Origin of the sequence: Candidatus Thiosymbion oneisti (assembly GCF_004359955.1) — a bacterium.
In the GTDB taxonomy this organism is placed as follows: Bacteria; Pseudomonadota; Gammaproteobacteria; order Chromatiales; family Chromatiaceae; genus Thiosymbion; species Thiosymbion oneisti.
The window spans coordinates 1-16,514 of sequence record NZ_SMSC01000030.1; the positions used below are offsets into that span (position 1 = coordinate 1).

Here is a 16,514-nt window from a genome sequence, read left to right on the forward strand (position 1 = left end):
CACGTGCCGGCGGTGTCTTTCTCGATCCGGCCCGTCAACCTGCTACACCACTGGAACTTGCGATGGACGTGACCATTTTCGGCAGCGGCTATGTCGGCCTGGTGACCGGGGCCTGCCTGGCCGAAGTCGGTAACAAGGTGCTCTGTGTCGACATCGATCCCGCCAAGATCGCTGTGCTCGAGGGCGGCGGTATTCCCATCCACGAGCCGGGTCTCGAGGAATTGGTAAAGAAGAACCGTGACACGGGACGCCTGTCGTTCTCGACCGACGCGGCAGCCGGCGTTGCGCACGGGCTGTTTCAGTTCATCGCCGTCGGCACCCCGCCGGACGAAGACGGCTCCGCTGATCTGCGGCATGTGCTGACCGTCGCTCGGACCATCGGGGAGCACATGGATACCTATCGCATCCTGGTCGACAAATCCACGGTGCCGGTGGGTACCGCGGGCAAGGTCGCCGAAACGGTCAGGGAAGCCCTGGCTACACGCGGATCGGACATCGAGTTCGATGTGGTCTCCAATCCCGAATTCCTCAAGGAGGGGGCGGCGATCGAGGACTTCATGCGGCCGGACCGTATTATCGTCGGCACCGACAACCCGCGTACCGCCGAGCTCTTGCGTGCCCTCTATACCCCGTTCAACCGTAACCATGACCGGGTCATGCTGATGGATGTGCGCTCGGCGGAGCTCACCAAGTACGCCGCCAACGCCATGCTGGCGACCAAGATCAGCTTTATGAACGAGCTATCCAACATCGCCGAGGCGCTGGGCGCGGACATCGAAAAGGTCCGAATCGGCATCGGGTCCGACCCCCGTATCGGCTACCGGTTCATCTACCCCGGTTGCGGGTACGGCGGCTCTTGCTTCCCGAAGGACGTGCGCGCCCTGGGGCGGACGGCCCGGGCCATTGGATACGAAGCCCGACTCCTGAACGCGGTGGAGTCGATCAACCGGCGCCAGCAAGGCGTCCTGTTCGAGAAAATCGCCGATCACTTCGTCGGCGGCTTGACGGGCCGCACGATCGCGCTCTGGGGACTGGCCTTCAAACCCAACACGGACGACATGCGCGAGGCCCCCAGCCGCAGGCTCATAGAGTCCCTCTGGAACGCCGGCGCCCGCGTTCGGGCCTTCGATCCGGTTGCGAGGGAGGAGGCCTTTCGGATCTATGGCAAGCGGGATGACCTGATCCTTACCCAAGACGCCATGTCCGCCTTGGAAGGCGCGGATGCCCTGGTCATCGTCACCGAATGGACCGAGTTCCGCAGCCCGGACTTCGCGGCGATCGCGCGCAAACTCAACCACCCCCTCCTCTTCGACGGCCGCAATATGTTCGACCCCGAGGTCGTTACCGCGGCGGGACTCACCTATTTCTCCATCGGCCGCCGACCGGCCGGTACCGGCGGTGCCTGATGTACCTGCGCGTAGTCAACGGGAACATCATGGGACGGAAGGTGTTGCCATGGCCGTGTTGAAGGCTAGAGAGATCAACATAAAATTTTCAGCAGTCAAAGCAGCTGTTTTGTTGTTGATGCTGTCATCATCTACGCTAAGCAATTCCGTGGAAAATTTCGGTTCGGAGGAGTTTGATCTATGGAATAAAATTGTTACGAAAGACCTTTTTCGATCCGTCGTTGGCTCTGGAAAGTTTTCTGCCACTCTGGAGGATGGGAAAATAATTTATGTATTCGTGTATCAGCCACCTGCCAGCGACCCTGGTTACATTCTATCTGCAGCGGTTGAGATCGGGCCGGCAGGTACGTTCCTCAATCGAGCAGAATATGAACGCTCACTGGTCACGACACCTTTGAGCGAACGGGCGGGGAGATTCCCGTCTGTGGGTGCTCGTGCCCAAACTACAGCACCGTTTTTTGGTCCGGGCGGCAGCAGCTTTGGTCTACTTTCTACGACCAATGATGAATGCTTTGACCTTAACGTTAATGTCATGCAAAGCGGTGTCGAGGGAAACGTCGCAACCTTCGATGTACTGGAGATCAGCTCCCGTTTACACCAGGCTTATGATTCTCTTGCTTCCATAACTGAGAAATAACGGAACCAAAACATGACTGATATATTGGCGAAATACAGCGTAACTGAAGTAGCGGCTTGGTATGGGCGGCTTGCAGCTAAGATTGAAAAGCAGAAAATAAATGGTAACGTACCTCTTGCTTCGCGGTTTTTGCGGGCGTATCTCGATAATCGCAATCCTAAAGCACTGCTTCAATTTTCTGCGCCAGTCTATTTGATAAACCACACAAAAATAAAAGCAGCTCAAGTTTACCACCGCCGTGTGTTTTTAACTGAAGAAAAAGCCCGTATTGGAAAAACAAGAAAGTGGGCGGGGATTATTCCTCGCCTGCAAGATGGCCGCTGGAACGGTACCGGAAAACTATCTATGACTTACCAAAGCCTTGTAGAAATCGGTGGAACGATAGCCGAGATTACACGAATTCAGCTCAGGGGGAGCGAACAAGAACGTGATTTATTTACTTCGCTACGTGGATTTCAGCTACACAGCAACGTGACGGTAACAGGCACGAGAGAAGGCGATAGTGTTGCTGTGAAATTTGGGTTATGGCGATGCAAAGCATTAGATCGTTACGATTGGAACTACAATGAGCATCTGACAGTGCCTAATCCTGACTACAAAAGCACTGCCAAAGGTGCGATACGTCCGGACCTACAAAAAATCAGGGTCTACCATAAAAACGCAAAGCGTTTGGAAGATGCAAAGCTTGCCGCTCCCTATAATCTGGAAGTGGGACTGTGGTGTGTAAATGATACCTCAGTAACTGGACCGGCAACTGTTGATGCCGGTAAAAAACTGAGATGATGAATTCGAAAGTATTCAAATTCGAGGGGTATTCGGAAAAACGTGAGGTGAACCCATGTCCGTGCTCGCATTGGATTTCGATGGTGTCCTCTGCGACAGCGCCCGGGAGACCGGCATTACCGGCTGGAAGGCGGCGACGACCCTGTGGGAGGATATGGTAGAGGCAGTGCCGCCGCAGTCGCTCCTGGAGCATTATTGCCGCGCTCGACCGGTGATCGAAACGGGCTACCAGGCGATCCTGATGATGCGTCTACTCAAGGACGGGGAAGACCCGGAGGCGCTGCTCGAGACCTTTCCGCACCGGATCCATGAGGTGGTTGAAAGGTCCGGTACGGATACAGCAGGTTTGAAGCGACTGTACGGGGCGGTTCGCGACCGCTGGCTCCAAGCGGATCCGCAGGGATGGTTGGTGCTGAGCCCTCTGTACCCAGGGACGCGCCGCGTCTTGAACGCGCTCCCACCCGGAACCGACTGCTACATCGTCACCACCAAGCAAGAGCGGTTCGTCGCCCGGTTGCTCGAACACAAGGACGTGCGTTTCGATGCCGAGCATATCTTCGGTCTGGACCGCGGGATGTCGAAGGAGGCGGTAGTGCGCTATCTCATGGCACACTATCCCGGCCGCCCGATCCATCTGGTGGAAGACCGGCTGGCTACCTTGAAGCGATTTCTCGCCCGTCCGGACCTGGCGGTCGTCCGCCTGCACCTGGCCTGCTGGGGCTACAACACACAGGCCGAGCGCCGCGAGGCAATGGGCTTGAAAATCCACCTCCTGACGGCACTTAGCCTCCCAGAGCTCGCGAATACGGAGTACCACAGTGACCGCTGAACGACTTGTTTTGAATGCGCAGTTGGCACAAATGCTCAAGGGCGGCGTCATCATGGACGTGACCACGCCGGAGCAAGCCATCATCGCCGAGGAGGTGGGCGCCGTGGCTGTCATGGCCCTGGAGCGCGTGCCGGCGGACATCCGCAGCGAAGGCGGCGTGGCACGCATGTCCGACCCCGGCCTGATTCAGGCGATTCAGGCCGCCGTATCCATTCCTGTCATGGCCAAGGTGCGCATCGGACACTTCGTCGAGGCCCAGTTGCTCGAGGCGTTGAAGATCGACTATATCGACGAGAGCGAGGTGCTCACCCCGGCCGACGAGGAGAGCCACATCGACAAGACCCGGTTCTCCATCCCCTTCGTGTGCGGTGCCCGCAATCTGGGCGAGGCCTGCCGACGCATCGCCGAAGGGGCGGCGATGATCCGCACCAAGGGCGAAGCGGGCACCGGCAACGTAGTGGAGGCGGTGCGCCACATGCGCACCATGAATCGGGAGATCCGCACCCTCCACCACATGCCGCGGGAGGAGCTCACGGGTTTCTGCAAGGATCAGGGGCTCCCCTACGAGGTGGCGCTCAAGGTCCGGGAGGCCGGGCGGCTGCCGGTTGTGAACTTCGCCGCCGGCGGCATCGCCACACCGGCAGACGCCGCGCTGATGATACAGCTCGGCTGCGACGGCGTATTCGTCGGCTCGGGCATCTTCAAGTCGGGCGACCCCGAGCGCCGCGCCGCCGCCATCGTCCAGGCCACCACCTATGCCGACGACCCGGAAAAGATCCTGGAGGTATCCGCCGGCTTAGGCGAACCCATGGCCGGCATTGAGATCCCCACCATCCCCAAGGAGGCGCGTCTGGCCGAGCGAGGCTGGTAACCAGTGCGAATGCGCACAAATACCGAAAACAAGAACCACGGATGAACACAGATAGACACGGATTGGTTCGTGTACTTGAAAATCACCGGGCCGAAACTCGGTGTGGTTCCGAAGTTCCGCAGGGCACGGCTGGAATGGAAACGGGTTGCATTGTAAATTCATCCGTGTCTATCGGTGTTAATCAGTGGTTCTATGCTGGATCGAAGAAGGTATGGCAGGAGCGCAAAAGCCCCTGTCCCGCCGGGAGAGGGGGTCAGAAACAGGAAATTCCTCCCTGTTTTCGTTAATTAGGCGCAGGTGTACCAGGGAATTCGCTCCATGTCGGGCATCATCGGGGTCCTCGCTCTGCAAGGGGGCGTGGTCGAACACTTGGCGCACCTCGCCGCCCTAGGCCTGCCGGCCAGGCGGGTGAGGCAGGCGGCGGACTTTGAGGGTCTGACCGGATTGATCCTGCCCGGCGGCGAGAGCACCTGCCTGAGCCGTCTGCTGCGCCGCTACGGGCTCGACCGCGAGATCGCAGCAGGCTTGCGGGCCGGACTCAAGCTCTGGGGCACCTGCGCCGGGGCTATCCTCCTAGCGCGGGAGGTGGTGGGCGAGACGGCAAGCTTGGGGCTTATGGATATCCGGGTCCAACGCAACGCCTTCGGCAGCCAGCTCGACAGCTTCAACCGCACCCTGCAGGTCCCGGCGGTCGCCCCCGAACCCATCCCGCTCACCTTCATTCGGGCCCCGAAGATCCTCCGCCTCGGCACGGCCGTGTCGCCCCTGCTCGAGATCGACGACTATTGCGCCGCCGCGGAAGACCGCGACATTCTGGTCACCGTCTTCCATCCGGAGCTGACCCCGAGTCTCGCCTTCCACCGCTACTTCGCCGGCAAATGCGGAATCCCGCTCCCGCCCCGCGAAGACGTACCGGCGGACTGGCAAGCGGATTCCTGGGTTGACTACGCGCCTATTCCTTGTCACCCCAGGCATGCCGCAGGCGGTGCAGGACGCGGTCGATCCGCCGGATAACAAGGGTCGTGGGAAACTACGAATTACACGAATCCACGCGAATCTGTCGCCATCTGCTCCTGCAGGCTACGGGCAGACAGGTCAATTTTCCGCGGAGATGCGCGTGATTCGTAGTTTCTTGCGGTGAGAATAGAATATATCGCCGCTTCACCCAGCATCCGCCGCGGCATCGGCTGCGCCCGACTCGTCCTCCCAGTCGTCTTCTTCCTCGGGGGGGTTCCCGTCGAAGATTTTATTGCGGCGGTGCTGCAGGTAGGCATCGCGGGTGAAGGCGTAGGGATCGATGGCCGCCTCTTTCAGGAGGTCTCCGGCGGTCAATAGATCGGCCCGGGTGTCGGTGACGTCGAGGCCAGTCAGCCCCCAAGTAACAGGCCTATTATCGATATAAAATAATGGGTTGGCAGCGATGTCTCCGCCCAGCCCGATGGTGTCGCGTATGGTGCTGGATCCTAAGAAGGGCAACACCAGATAGGGGCTGGAATCGTCGCCCCAGTAACCGAAGGTCTGACCGAAATCTTCCTTGTAGCTCGGGAGCCCCATGTCGGTCGCTACATCGAAGAAGCCGAGTACGCCGATGGTGGTATTCACGGCCAGGCGCCCCAGATCCGATCCGGCCCGGGAAGGCTTGAACTGGAACAGATTGTTGAGCGCCGAGGTTACGTCCGCGAGGTTGTTGAAGAAGTTGGTGATGCCGCGGTCCACGGGCTCCGGTGTAATGGCCTTGTATCCCTTTGCAACGGGCTTCAAGATCGCATCGTCGACCACTTGATTGAATTTGTACATCGCACGGTTGTAAGACTCCATGGGATCCCTGGGGTCGGGGTCGCCGGGAACCGAGGCACAACCGACGACCAGGACCAGCAGCAGGAGTAGACCGCTATTCCGAAGACCGTTCATGGACAAAGTATTTCCCCGACATTGTGTCTGTCATGTGGCGCCGGATAACGGCATGTTAGCACAACCTCATGGTTCCGAAGGCAAACAGCTGCTATCCTAATTTTGATCTTCCCTCCGTCCCGAACTAAGCGCTGTCAACGCGTCTCCGAAATCGGTGGCCGACCGCAGCCGAGTCCCCTGAGTGAGGGGAAAACCTTCAGCGACCGAAGATCGCTTTTATGATGGAAACTGCATTGAATTTCGAGAAAGTTTGGCAACTGTTCCAGGAAACAGACCGTAAGTTCCAGGATACGGACCGTAAGTTTCAGGATACGGACCGTAAGTTCCAGGAAACGGACCGTAAGTTCCAGGATACGGACCGTAAGTTCCAAGAAACGGACCGTAAGTTCCAGGATACGGACCGTAAGTTCCAGGAAACGGACCGCATACTCCGGGAAACGGACAAGAAGATGAAGGCCCTGCAGGACCTGTTCGAGGGCCAGTGGGGCAAGCTGATGGAGAGCCTGGTGGAAGGAGATCTGGTTCACTTGTTGGGCAAGCGGGGAATCCAGGTCCAGGATACCTCGACCCGGCGCAAGGGATGTCGCAATGGGGAGAATTACGAGTTCGACATCATTGCGCACGATGGCGAGGAGATCGTCATCGTAGAGGTGAAGACGACCCTGCGGGTCGGCTTGGTCGACAAGTTCATCGAGCGCCTCCATCGAGCCAGGCACTACCTGCCCGAGTACAGCACCCATAAGGTGCTGGGTGCGGTGGCCTATCTGCGCGCGGAGCAAGCGAGCGACCAGTATGCGCAGAACCAGGGGTTATTCGTGATTCGGGCCACGGGCGACAGTGCCGCCATCGTCAATCCCGTGGGCTTCCAGCCCCGGCAGTTCGGATAGCGACAGCAGTTTCGGATGTTCCCCCTGCTTGCGGGAATGAATCGGATCTCAATCCCGTGCGCCCTTGCGGCTCGAAATCGAGTGGTTTGAAATCGGCTGCACGCGGTGGCTCCACAGGCGCTTGTGCTCCCGGCGGAATGACCAGGGTCCTTCGATGCCGGTAGGCCCGAGCCGAAAGCTAATGGCACCCGCACTCGCGGTGTCGAGCTGGGCGGCACCCTGGACCGCTACCCGCTCGCGCACCGCCGGGTTGGGCAGGCCGAAACGGTTCGCATAGCCGGCGGCATAGAGCACGAAGCGCGGCGCAACCGCTGCCAGAAAGGCAGTCCCTGTGGAGGTAGCACTGCCATGGTGGCCCGCTACCAGGATGGTGCTTGCGAGCCGCCCGTGTTGGGTCGCCACCAGCCCGTCTTCCACGCCGGCATCGATGTCCCCGGTCAGCAGAACACTGGAACCGGCGCCCGGTATGTTCACCCGCAGGACGCAGGAGCTAGGGTTGCCCTTGCGCCCGGCAGTAGCCGGGTAGAGGAGCTCGAAGTCCACCCCATCCCAGGTCCAGTCATTGCCGGCCAGGCAAGGACGCGCGCGCCCTCCCGCAAGCTCCCGCGGCTCCCCGCTGAGGATGCGGCCAATGGGGAGCTTACCGTTCAGACCTGCGAATCCGCCCGCGTGATCCCGGTCTGCGTGGCTGATGATAAGGGTGTCGATGTGCCGCACGCCCTGATGGTGGAGATAAGGGAGTATGACCGCGGCGCCGGTGTTGAAGCCGCTGGGAAACCGCGGACCCGTGTCATAAACAAGGACATGGCGCCGGGTCCGAACGACGGCCGCAAGGCCCTGTCCCACGTCGAGCAGCGTGAACTCAGCGGTACCCTCACTCGGCACCGGCGGGCGGATCAGGGCCAACGGCAACAGGAACAGGGACCCGAGCCAGGCCCCGGGCAACCCCCGTGGAGCGAGCAACAGGAGTACGCCGGCGAAGGCACCGACCCAGACCCAGATCGGACGCCGGGACACGGTCACTGCCGCCCAGTCCCACCCGGAGACCACTTCCAACAGCCCGAATTCCCCTTCCAACAGCTGCGCTGTCAGGACCAGCGGCAGCTCCAGCCCGAGTCCGGGCAATAGGCCCAGCAGGCTCGCCGTCAGCACGACCGGCAGCAACACCAGGCTGAACAGGGGAACGGCAACCAGATTCACCAGCGGCGCAACCACCGGGGCACGACCGAACAGGAGCAGCAACAGCGGTAATAGCCCCAAGGCAACGACCCACTGCGCCCGCCCCCAGTTGCGCCGGAACTTGTTCGTCCCGAGCCGCTGCCCGAAGGCGGCGAGCAGCACGGCCACGGCGGCGAAGGACAACCAAAAGCCGTAGGCAAGCACTGCCTGGGGGTCCAGGATCAGTACCCCCACCAGGGCCAGGACAATTCCGCTCGCCGGGCGCACGGTGCGGGAGGACAGCACCGCCCCCAGGATCACCGCCAGCATGATCAAGGCGCGCTGCGTGGAGACGGCGAATCCGGCTAAGGCGCTATAGGCAACCGCCCCGACCAAGGCGGCGATCGCGCCGGCCCGTGGGGCCGCGATCAGCAGGATCAGCCGGACACTGCGTGACCAGACCCAGCGGGACAGAAAGAACAAGAAGGCGGCCACCATACCCACGTGCAACCCGGAGATGGCGATCAGGTGATTGGTGCCCGTGCGCGTCAAGACCTCCCACTGCTCGGGCCCCAGGCCGGAACGGTCCCCCAGGACCAAGGCCCGCACCAAGGCCTCCCCGGTAGCGTCCGGTAGGATCTCCCGGATACGCTCACGCAACCCTTGGCGCCAGCGATCGATGACATAGATCCCGGACCCGGCGTCCAGGCGTAGGTTCTCGCCCGCGCCGCGGACGTATCCCGTGGCCTCGATACCCTGCTGGAACAGCCAGCGCTCGTAATCGAACCCGCCGGGATTGGCAAAGCCGTGGGGTAGTTTAAGGCGAGCGGTCAAGCGCCAGCGCTCACCGGCCCGGAGCGCCGGTGCATTCCGGTACCAGCTCAGGCGCACCAGCCCGTCAAAGCCGATGGCCCGTCCATCCGCACGCGTGTGCTCGACCTGGAACAGAAACCGCGCGCCGCCGTCGCCTGCCTCCCCCGGCAGGCCGGCAATCCTGCCGGTCAGCTCGAGATCCCGGCGCACCAGGGTCTCCGGAAAGGGCCCGCACAGGACCTGGCAGACCTGAATCCAAGCCCACAGGAAACCGGCCAGGGCATAGGCAAACGGCCGCAGCAACGGCCACCGCCAAGCCACCGCCACCGCGGGCACGGCAAGCAGGAGCGGAGGCCATAAGGGTGGCAAAGACGGCAGTAGAAACAGGACGCCGACGCCGGATGCAAAGCCCAAACCGTTGGCAATCAGCCCCGGTTTTGAACCGCGGAGTCGCAGCGGCCACAGAGCAGTCATCGAAAAAAGGCTCTGCGTCTCTGCGGTTCAAGCATTCGTAGCCCTTAGAGGCTGTCTAAAAAAGAGCTGTCGGCTAGAGTAAAGGGTAAGCTGGGTTGAGGAACGAAACCCAGCGTTTATGGGCCAGTTTGACTTGCTCAGGTCTCGTGCCTAGACCCAGTTTACCGCCTTGGAATCAATGGATTAGTTTTAGTTTTTAGACAGCCTCTTACATCCTTTGTATCTTAGTGGTTCACATGTGACTGTCAACTCAATGCCATCAAGTTAGCCGCTGGCCGCATGTCATATGTAGGTCGGGTCAGGCGCATGCCCCGGTGTCGAGAGGTACAAACGAGCCTAAACGCGCCCGAGTCCGACGAGATGCGGAAGAGAAAACTACGAATCGCGCGAATCAGGACTCACCTGGTGGGCACAGCCCACCCTACAGCGGTATGTAGAGGACCTGGGCGTCCAATTCGTCATCCCCAAGGCATTCGAGAATTAATGCCAGGTCTTCTACGGCTTTGCCGATCGGAGCCGACGCGACGATCTCTATAACGCCCGGCATTGGCAGACCGGCATCCACGCGCGCGAAGGCATATCGCGTCACCGTCTCGACGTCATGCGTGATCAACACCCGGCCCTGCGCGGCGGCCCATGCCAAAACTGTCGGGTCGTCCGCACCGGTAAGACCGATATCCTGGACTCGAACGACGTCGATGCCGTCGAAACGACGCAGAATTCCGTGCAGGATGTTTGCATCGAGGTTCTCGTCAGCCAGCAGACTGAGCATCGGCTCGGTTCTGGTATCCGGACAAACGCTCGCGTATCTGTGCCACGGGCGAACGGCGTTCGGCGTTGCGACGTGTCACGAGCGATGTCCGACGCGCGCGGTCCAGGTACGCTTGCGCCTCCTGCCGATGGCCGAGGAAGTAGCCGAGGGTCGCGTAAACGTCACGCAGGTTCAGTACGTCGTAACGCAGGGTAATTTCTTCGGCACTCGCACCCTGCTCGAAGAGGGAGATGACGCTTTCCAGCGTCACCCGGGTTTGCGCGACGCGGATCACTCCGTGTGCATCTTGGTGTAGAGGGGGAGCTTCCCGTTCCAGGGCAAGTGGCGTCAGTAAAGCGCTCATTGCTTAAGTGTCAGGTCCCGGATGATCACAAGCCATTTCATTTTCATGCGATTCCCCCGTATCTGCAAGGAGAAGCTATCACTCCGCATTCATCACTCATCACTCATCACTCATCATTGGATATTCAAGCCCTGAGGGAGTCACTGAGAAAGGGCCGGAGCTTAGCGACCATGGCCTGGTGGACCTTGAGGTTGCCGGCGATGACATTACCTGTCTCCAGATGCCGGTCGCCGCCGGCCAGGTCGCTTACCGTACCGCCGGCCTCGCTGACCAGCAGGGCGCCGGCGGCGATGTCCCACTGGGCCAGCCCCAGCTCCCAGAAGCCATCCAGCCTGCCCGCGGCCACATAGGCGATGTCGAGGGCCGCGGAGCCGGGACGACGGATGCCCGCCGTATTCTGGAGCACGACCTTGAACATACCCAAATAGGTGTCCAGAAGGCTATGGTTTCGGAATGGAAAGCCGGTCCCGATGAGAGCGCTTTCCAGGGATGGGCGATCGGTCACGCGCAGGCGCCGGTCGTTGAGCTGGGCGCCCTGACCGCGGCTGGCGGTGAACAGCTCCTCCCGCAGCGGATCATAGACCACTGCCTGCTCCAAACGGTTGCGGTATTTGAGAGCAATGGAGACGGAGAATTGGGGAAAGCCGTGCAGGTAGTTGGTGGTGCCGTCCAGGGGATCGATCACCCATTGAAAATCACTGCCCTGGCGCTCGCCGCTCTCCTCAGCCAGAATGGCGTGATCCGGGTACTTGCTGTGCAGCTCCCGGATGATCACCTCCTCGGCACTGTGGTCTACCTCGCTGACGAAATCATTGCGGCGCTTGTCGGTAACGGCGATCCCATCGGTGTGTTCGAGGTAGCGCAGCAGGATACGACCGGCGCTGCGCGCGGCCCGGACGGCGATATTGAGCATGGGGTGCATGGTGGGCACCATACCCGAAGCGGCGAATAGATTCAAAGCGTGACCATGGACCCCGACCTCGAAGCATTCCACAGGATCCGGTTCGTCATGGTGGAGACTACCCATCCGGGGAACATCGGAGCGGCGGCCCGGGCCATGAAGACCATGGGGTTGAGCCGGCTGCACCTGGTGAACCCCAAAGTGTTGCCCAATGCAGAGGCAGTGGCCCGCGCCGCCGGTGCCGATGACTTGTTGGCGGCCGCCCAGATACACGGGGATCTGGTGGACGCCCTGCGCGGCTGTCGATTGGTGATCGGCTCCAGCGCCCGGTTACGCACGGTGGCCTGGCCGTTGCTGGAACCTGCCGACTGTGCCCGCCGGCTCCTGGCGGAGGCCCGGCAGGGTGAGGTGGCCCTGGTACTCGGACGCGAGCGCTCTGGGCTCACCAACGACGAGCTGGCGCGTTGCCACTTCCTTGCGCATATCCCGACCGATCCGGGGTTCCGCTCCTTGAACGTAGCCTCCGCGGCCCAAATCTTCGCCTATGAGCTACGCCGTACCTGGGGTACGGCTGGGGAGCAGTACACCGAGGAGACCGAGCAAGATCCGGCACCTGCGGAGGCGATGGAGGGGTTTTACGCCCACTTAGCGCAGACCATGACGGATACGGGATTCAGCGATCCCGCCCAGTCCCGAAAGTTGTTGCGGCGCCTGCGGCGTCTGTTCAATCGCGCCCGCCCCGATCGGGTAGAGATTAATATCCTGCGCGGCATCCTGAGCGCCGCGCAGGGGAAGAAGACCCCGGGGCGATTTCACAAGACCGACCCCTCCCGGTCAGCCCCATCCACCGACCCCGACGGGAATGCCGCGGGGGAAGCTTAAGGAATGACCGAGCACTCCTATGTTCGAGCGATTACGTGAGGATATCGATTGTGTGTTTGAGCGGGATCCCGCCGCCCGCAACGGATTCGAGGTTCTAACGACTTACCCTGGGCTGCATGCGGTCCTCATGCACCGCGCCGCCCACGCCCTTTGGACTCGCGGCCTCAAATGGCTGGCCCGCCTGCTGTCCAACCTGGCGCGCCTCTTTACCGGGATCGAGATCCACCCCAGCGCGCGGATAGGTCGGCGCCTCTTCATCGACCACGGCATGGGGGTGGTAATCGGAGAGACGGCGGTCGTCGGCGACGACTGCACCCTCTATCACGGCGTAACCCTGGGCGGAATCAGTTGGAACAAGGGCAAACGGCATCCCACCTTGGGACGCCATGTGGTGGTGGGTGCCGGGGCGAAGGTGTTGGGTCCCATCGAGATCGGTGACGGGGCACGCATCGGCTCGAACTCGGTGGTGGTCAAATCGGTGCCGGCCGGGGTTACGATCGTCGGGGTGCCGGGCCATGTGGTAGAGCCGCCGGCGGCCGACGAGACCTACGAACGGCGCACGCTAACCGCCCAGCGCATCGGCTTTGACGCCTACGGCGCGACCAAAGATGCCCCCGATCCGGTCGCCAATGCGGTCAACCTGATGCTGGATCATATCCATATCCTCGACCAACGCATCGAGGCCCTGTCTCAAATCCTGGAGGAACAGGGGATCTGCGGGCACTTCGATCACCTGCCGGATCTCAGGGCGTGCGAGATCCAGTCGGCCCGGGACGAGACGAAGACGGGAAAGCGTTCAGATGCATCGGCTCAGGCGGGGGCCTAGTACATCATTTCACAGTATTCTACGTGTTCGTAGGGAACGCCCTCCGTAGCTGTTTTCATTTTTCTCACACCAAACCACAAAGACACCAAGAATTCTCCGCTCGTTCTGGCGTTCTTCTCTCAATCCTTATACCCCTTTGTGGCTTGGTGTCTTTGTGTGATAGCGAACCACGGATCGACACGGATTGGTCTCCATCCGTGTCAATCCATGTTCATCCGTGGTTCTCTTTCCGGTTGTTGTCTACACTAACCAACAATTTTCATAGGCTAGCGGAAGTGGTGGGCACAGCCCACCCTACAGGCTATATGCAAAATATGCAGAAATGGGATACTAGATGGGCCGCAACATCCCAGCGGTCCGCACAGCGGACCTACGGTCAAGCAAGTAGTCAGAGTAGGGTCCGCTGTGCGGACCGCTTGCGCATTGCGGCTACCTGACATCTGAAAAACAAAGAGAGGATTCGGAACCATGAGCGATCACGGCGTTAAGAGCCTTACTCCCCAACAGGCCTGGCAAATGCTTCAGGACGACCCCCGAGCGCTCCTGGTGGACATCCGTTCCAGTATGGAGTACCTGTTTGTCGGCCATCCGACCGGCGCCGTCCACGTCGCCTGGATCGACGAGCCCGACTGGATGGTCAACCCGGACTTCGAGACCGAGATTCGGAAGCTGTTGCTTGGCGGGGCAGTGTGCACGCAGGAAAGCCCCTGCGCACCGATCATCCTTATCTGCCGCAGCGGCAAGCGCTCCTTGGAGGCGGGCAAGGTCCTACTGGAAGCCGGGATGCAGAACGTCTTCCACATCGACGAAGGCTTCGAGGGCGATCTCGACGACCATCATCACCGCAGCAGTATCGGTGGTTGGCGCCTGCGCGGACTACCCTGGGAACAGTGCTGAAAAGCATTCAAACCGGCGTAGTGAGTTTCGCCTGACCGGAAAATTTGTGTCATACAGTACGATATGTTATATAGTATCGTTCTTCGTAAGCCTACCGGTCACCGCTTTTGACTGGTTCATTACGGGGCAAGTCCTTAGTACCTGTAGAAATCCAAACCGATATCCAGGAGCATCCATGTCTAAGAAGAACCCGATCAAACCCATTACCGCCGTCATCGGTGCCCTACTCGCAGGAAGTCTGTCGGCTGTGAACCTGGCTAATGCCGCCGAGGACCACGCCAAGGCTTACGCCGAACACACCAAAGCCTACACCGAACACGCCAAGGCTTACGCCAAACACACCGAAGCTTACGCCAAAGCTAAGGAAGTGCATGCCAAGGCCGAAAAGATGCACACCGAAGCCGAGGAAATGCACACCAAGGCTATAAAGCTGCACACCAAGGCTGCGGAGACACACGCCAAACCCGGGGCGGACCACACCAAAGCTATGGACATGCATACCGAGGCTGAGGAGACGCATACCAGGGCTAAGGAGCTACATACCAAGGCTGAGGAGATGCGTACCAGGGCCAAGGAGATGTATACCAAGGCTGAGGAAATGTATACCAAAGCCGAAGATCTCCATACCAAGGCTAAGGAGACATACACCAAAGCTGAGGAGGACTACGTCAAAGCCAAGAAATAAGGCAAGGATAGTGGTAACTCTTTGACTGGTAGAGGGTAGGTTGGGTTGCTGCGCGGTTCAGCGGACTCAATGTCTTTGGGACTATCAACTACGCTATCAGTTAGAAATTTACCACTACCAAGGCAAGTACGGTGGCGACGAGGGAAGAGGATGTGGTTACCAATGGGCCCCAGACCCACGGGGTCCGTGGCTTCAGGGAGGCGATCGAATTAATCTTTCCCATACTCAATTTCACCTGGACTCATTCCACCGTCGGCCGTCGGTCTGGCGATGCCGCTTGTTTTGCTCGCCGTATCCTATAATCCGGGCACCTGCAAGGGGGTACTCCCACAAAAATCTTTGCGTCCCTTGCGCCTTTGTGGTTCAAACAACCAACCGCCGCCTCATTGCAGCGTGGGGTGGGCCCTGCCCACCACCGAGTGAGTCTTGTTCAGAGCTTCCCGATCGGAATGCATCTGGAAGGATTGCCAGGAAGGCAATTTTTCAAGTACCCTATACTTAGGACTTCAGGTCAGAAACAGAGGCACACCAAAAGAGGCACACCAAAAGAGGCACACCAAAAGAGGCATACCATGAGATACGAAATTCGCACCGCTCTCCTAGCTTCGATAATGATTGCTTGCTTTTTTGTCGCATCTTGCGGCAAATCAGAAGACCCAAAGAAGACCACCTCGAAAGAGAATACCACCTTGGAGAAGCAAACCGATAAAAAATAGGGGGTTGAACGAAAGCGATCCCCTCTGGAAGCTCTGAACAAGTCCGTCCCGGACTTGTTCAGAGCAGGTTACGGCGTAAACGTGATTTATGCGGCAGGTGGTTTTTACTCCCGCTCTTCTATCCAGGCGGCCTGAATGGCCTCCAGTATCTTTTCCCCCGAGCGCGTCGGATCGTCGTCGAACTCATCGAGGGCCAGTGTCCAGTCACGCAGATCCACGAAGTTCACGTAGCGTGGGTCCACGTCGGGATGTGCCTCATCGAGTGCGATTGCTATATCGAGGGTGTCGGTCCACTTCAAGCCCATGAAATTCCTCCGCTGCAGTGTAGGGTGGGCTCCACCCACCACCGAGTGAGCCATCGGTGGGCACAGCCCACCCTACTCAATGCTGCTCGGACACCATGTTGATGGTGTACTTGGGGATCTCGATCACCAGGTCCTCGTCACCCACCAGGGCCTGGCAGCTCAAGCGGGATTCCGGTTCCAAGCCCCAGGCCTTGTCGAGCAGGTCCTCTTCGGTCTCGTCTGCTTCCTCCAGGGAATCGAAGCCCTCGCGGATGATGACGTGACAGGTGGTGCAGGCACAGGATTTCTCGCAGGCATGCTCGATCTCGATGCCGTTCCCCAATGCGGCGTCGCAGATGCTGACACCGGGCTCGGCCGCGATCATAGCGCCTTCGGGACAGATCTCCTCGTGCGGCAAGAAGATGAGCTTCGTCATAGG

The 16,514-nt window shown here is 60.0% G+C and carries 18 protein-coding genes; 11 read left to right on the forward strand and 7 right to left on the reverse strand.

Features of this window, described 5'->3' with window-relative positions; all coding sequences use genetic code 11:
* The first annotated feature begins 62 nt into the window (after positions 1-62).
* From E1958_RS15965 to pdxT, 6 genes are all read left to right on the forward strand, one after another.
* Positions 63-1,406 carry a UDP-glucose dehydrogenase family protein gene (locus E1958_RS15965; protein ID WP_133512756.1) on the forward strand — a complete coding sequence of 448 codons (1,344 nt, stop codon included), beginning with the start codon at positions 63-65 and terminating at the stop codon, positions 1,404-1,406.
* Positions 1,407-1,455: 49 nt separating this feature from the next.
* The gene (locus tag E1958_RS15970) at positions 1,456-2,043 is read left to right on the forward strand and encodes a hypothetical protein (RefSeq protein WP_133512757.1); all 588 of its coding nucleotides are present in this window, start codon (positions 1,456-1,458) and stop codon (positions 2,041-2,043) included.
* 12 nt (positions 2,044-2,055) lie between these two features.
* Positions 2,056-2,826 (forward strand): hypothetical protein, encoded by a 771-nt coding sequence (locus tag E1958_RS15975; RefSeq protein ID WP_133512758.1) that lies wholly within the window; start codon positions 2,056-2,058, stop codon positions 2,824-2,826.
* Positions 2,827-2,881: 55 nt separating this feature from the next.
* A complete protein-coding gene (locus E1958_RS15980) occupies positions 2,882-3,655 on the forward strand; it encodes an HAD family hydrolase (protein WP_133512759.1) in 774 nt (257 codons plus the stop codon).
* Entirely contained in the window at positions 3,645-4,526 is an 882-nt protein-coding gene (gene pdxS / locus E1958_RS15985; protein WP_133512760.1) for a pyridoxal 5'-phosphate synthase lyase subunit PdxS, read from the forward strand. The genes E1958_RS15980 and pdxS overlap by 11 nt, the downstream gene beginning before the upstream one ends.
* Positions 4,527-4,844: 318 nt before the next feature.
* Entirely contained in the window at positions 4,845-5,540 is a 696-nt protein-coding gene (gene pdxT, locus E1958_RS15990; protein ID WP_133512761.1) for a pyridoxal 5'-phosphate synthase glutaminase subunit PdxT, read from the forward strand.
* A gap of 147 nt (positions 5,541-5,687) precedes the next feature.
* Here pdxT and E1958_RS15995 read toward each other — a convergent pair whose 3' ends face one another.
* A complete protein-coding gene (locus E1958_RS15995; protein WP_133512762.1) occupies positions 5,688-6,437 on the reverse strand; it encodes an MlaA family lipoprotein in 750 nt (249 codons plus the stop codon).
* 218 nt (positions 6,438-6,655) lie between these two features.
* Here E1958_RS15995 and E1958_RS16000 point away from each other — a divergent pair, with 218 nt between their 5' ends.
* Positions 6,656-7,324 (forward strand): DUF8196 domain-containing protein, encoded by a 669-nt coding sequence (locus E1958_RS16000; protein ID WP_133512763.1) that lies wholly within the window; start codon positions 6,656-6,658, stop codon positions 7,322-7,324.
* Between the two features lie 48 nt (positions 7,325-7,372).
* Here E1958_RS16000 and E1958_RS16005 read toward each other — a convergent pair whose 3' ends face one another.
* From E1958_RS16005 to E1958_RS16020, 4 genes are all read right to left on the reverse strand, one after another.
* Positions 7,373-9,769: a DNA internalization-related competence protein ComEC/Rec2 gene (locus E1958_RS16005; protein WP_133512764.1), complete on the reverse strand. Its 2,397-nt coding sequence runs from the start codon at positions 9,767-9,769 to the stop codon at positions 7,373-7,375.
* 421 nt (positions 9,770-10,190) lie between these two features.
* Positions 10,191-10,541: a DUF5615 family PIN-like protein gene (locus E1958_RS16010; protein ID WP_133512765.1), complete on the reverse strand. Its 351-nt coding sequence runs from the start codon at positions 10,539-10,541 to the stop codon at positions 10,191-10,193.
* Complete coding sequence (locus tag E1958_RS16015; protein ID WP_165741666.1) at positions 10,522-10,815, reverse strand: DUF433 domain-containing protein; 294 nt, start codon at positions 10,813-10,815, stop codon at positions 10,522-10,524. The genes E1958_RS16010 and E1958_RS16015 overlap by 20 nt, the downstream gene beginning before the upstream one ends.
* A gap of 193 nt (positions 10,816-11,008) precedes the next feature.
* On the reverse strand, positions 11,009-11,806 hold the full coding sequence (locus E1958_RS16020) for an inositol monophosphatase family protein (protein WP_133512797.1): 798 nt from the start codon (positions 11,804-11,806) through the stop codon (positions 11,009-11,011).
* A gap of 87 nt (positions 11,807-11,893) precedes the next feature.
* On the opposite strand from E1958_RS16020, the gene E1958_RS16025 reads away from it, so the two are divergent.
* The 4 genes from E1958_RS16025 to E1958_RS16040 all read left to right on the forward strand — a co-directional run bounded on the left by E1958_RS16025 (position 11,894) and on the right by E1958_RS16040 (position 15,075).
* Complete coding sequence (locus tag E1958_RS16025) at positions 11,894-12,667, forward strand: RNA methyltransferase (RefSeq protein ID WP_243725292.1); 774 nt, start codon at positions 11,894-11,896, stop codon at positions 12,665-12,667.
* A 19-nt stretch (positions 12,668-12,686) separates the two neighbouring features.
* Positions 12,687-13,493, forward strand: coding sequence for a serine O-acetyltransferase (gene cysE / locus E1958_RS16030; RefSeq protein WP_133512767.1), 807 nt, complete (start codon positions 12,687-12,689; stop codon positions 13,491-13,493).
* Positions 13,494-13,961: 468 nt separating this feature from the next.
* Complete coding sequence (locus tag E1958_RS16035) at positions 13,962-14,390, forward strand: rhodanese-like domain-containing protein (RefSeq protein ID WP_133512768.1); 429 nt, start codon at positions 13,962-13,964, stop codon at positions 14,388-14,390.
* Between the two features lie 175 nt (positions 14,391-14,565).
* On the forward strand, positions 14,566-15,075 hold the full coding sequence (locus E1958_RS16040) for a hypothetical protein (protein ID WP_133512769.1): 510 nt from the start codon (positions 14,566-14,568) through the stop codon (positions 15,073-15,075).
* 820 nt (positions 15,076-15,895) lie between these two features.
* Here the strand turns inward: E1958_RS16040 and iscX are convergent.
* Both iscX and fdx read right to left on the reverse strand, forming a co-directional pair.
* Positions 15,896-16,090: a Fe-S cluster assembly protein IscX gene (iscX, locus tag E1958_RS16045; RefSeq protein ID WP_439329458.1), complete on the reverse strand. Its 195-nt coding sequence runs from the start codon at positions 16,088-16,090 to the stop codon at positions 15,896-15,898.
* An 82-nt stretch (positions 16,091-16,172) separates the two neighbouring features.
* Positions 16,173-16,511 (reverse strand): ISC system 2Fe-2S type ferredoxin, encoded by a 339-nt coding sequence (fdx, locus tag E1958_RS16050; protein WP_133512771.1) that lies wholly within the window; start codon positions 16,509-16,511, stop codon positions 16,173-16,175.
* Positions 16,512-16,514: the final 3 nt, after the last annotated feature.

What these genes read in the sequence shown, in the direction of transcription:
- E1958_RS15965 (WP_133512756.1), top strand. Translation starts at nt 63, where the DNA reads ATGGACGTGACCATTTTCGGCAGCGGCTATGTCGGCCTGGTGACCGGG.
- E1958_RS15970 (WP_133512757.1), top strand. Translation starts at nt 1,456, where the DNA reads ATGGCCGTGTTGAAGGCTAGAGAGATCAACATAAAATTTTCAGCAGTC.
- E1958_RS15975 (WP_133512758.1), top strand. Translation starts at nt 2,056, where the DNA reads ATGACTGATATATTGGCGAAATACAGCGTAACTGAAGTAGCGGCTTGG.
- E1958_RS15980 (WP_133512759.1), top strand. Translation starts at nt 2,882, where the DNA reads ATGTCCGTGCTCGCATTGGATTTCGATGGTGTCCTCTGCGACAGCGCC.
- pdxT (WP_133512761.1), top strand. Translation starts at nt 4,845, where the DNA reads ATGTCGGGCATCATCGGGGTCCTCGCTCTGCAAGGGGGCGTGGTCGAA.
- E1958_RS15995 (WP_133512762.1), bottom strand. Translation starts at nt 6,437, where the DNA reads ATGAACGGTCTTCGGAATAGCGGTCTACTCCTGCTGCTGGTCCTGGTC.
- E1958_RS16000 (WP_133512763.1), top strand. Translation starts at nt 6,656, where the DNA reads ATGATGGAAACTGCATTGAATTTCGAGAAAGTTTGGCAACTGTTCCAG.
- E1958_RS16005 (WP_133512764.1), bottom strand. Translation starts at nt 9,769, where the DNA reads ATGACTGCTCTGTGGCCGCTGCGACTCCGCGGTTCAAAACCGGGGCTG.
- E1958_RS16010 (WP_133512765.1), bottom strand. Translation starts at nt 10,541, where the DNA reads ATGCTCAGTCTGCTGGCTGACGAGAACCTCGATGCAAACATCCTGCAC.
- E1958_RS16020 (WP_133512797.1), bottom strand. Translation starts at nt 11,806, where the DNA reads ATGCACCCCATGCTCAATATCGCCGTCCGGGCCGCGCGCAGCGCCGGT.
- E1958_RS16025 (WP_243725292.1), top strand. Translation starts at nt 11,894, where the DNA reads ATGGTGGAGACTACCCATCCGGGGAACATCGGAGCGGCGGCCCGGGCC.
- cysE (WP_133512767.1), top strand. Translation starts at nt 12,687, where the DNA reads ATGTTCGAGCGATTACGTGAGGATATCGATTGTGTGTTTGAGCGGGAT.
- E1958_RS16035 (WP_133512768.1), top strand. Translation starts at nt 13,962, where the DNA reads ATGAGCGATCACGGCGTTAAGAGCCTTACTCCCCAACAGGCCTGGCAA.
- E1958_RS16040 (WP_133512769.1), top strand. Translation starts at nt 14,566, where the DNA reads ATGTCTAAGAAGAACCCGATCAAACCCATTACCGCCGTCATCGGTGCC.
- fdx (WP_133512771.1), bottom strand. Translation starts at nt 16,511, where the DNA reads ATGACGAAGCTCATCTTCTTGCCGCACGAGGAGATCTGTCCCGAAGGC.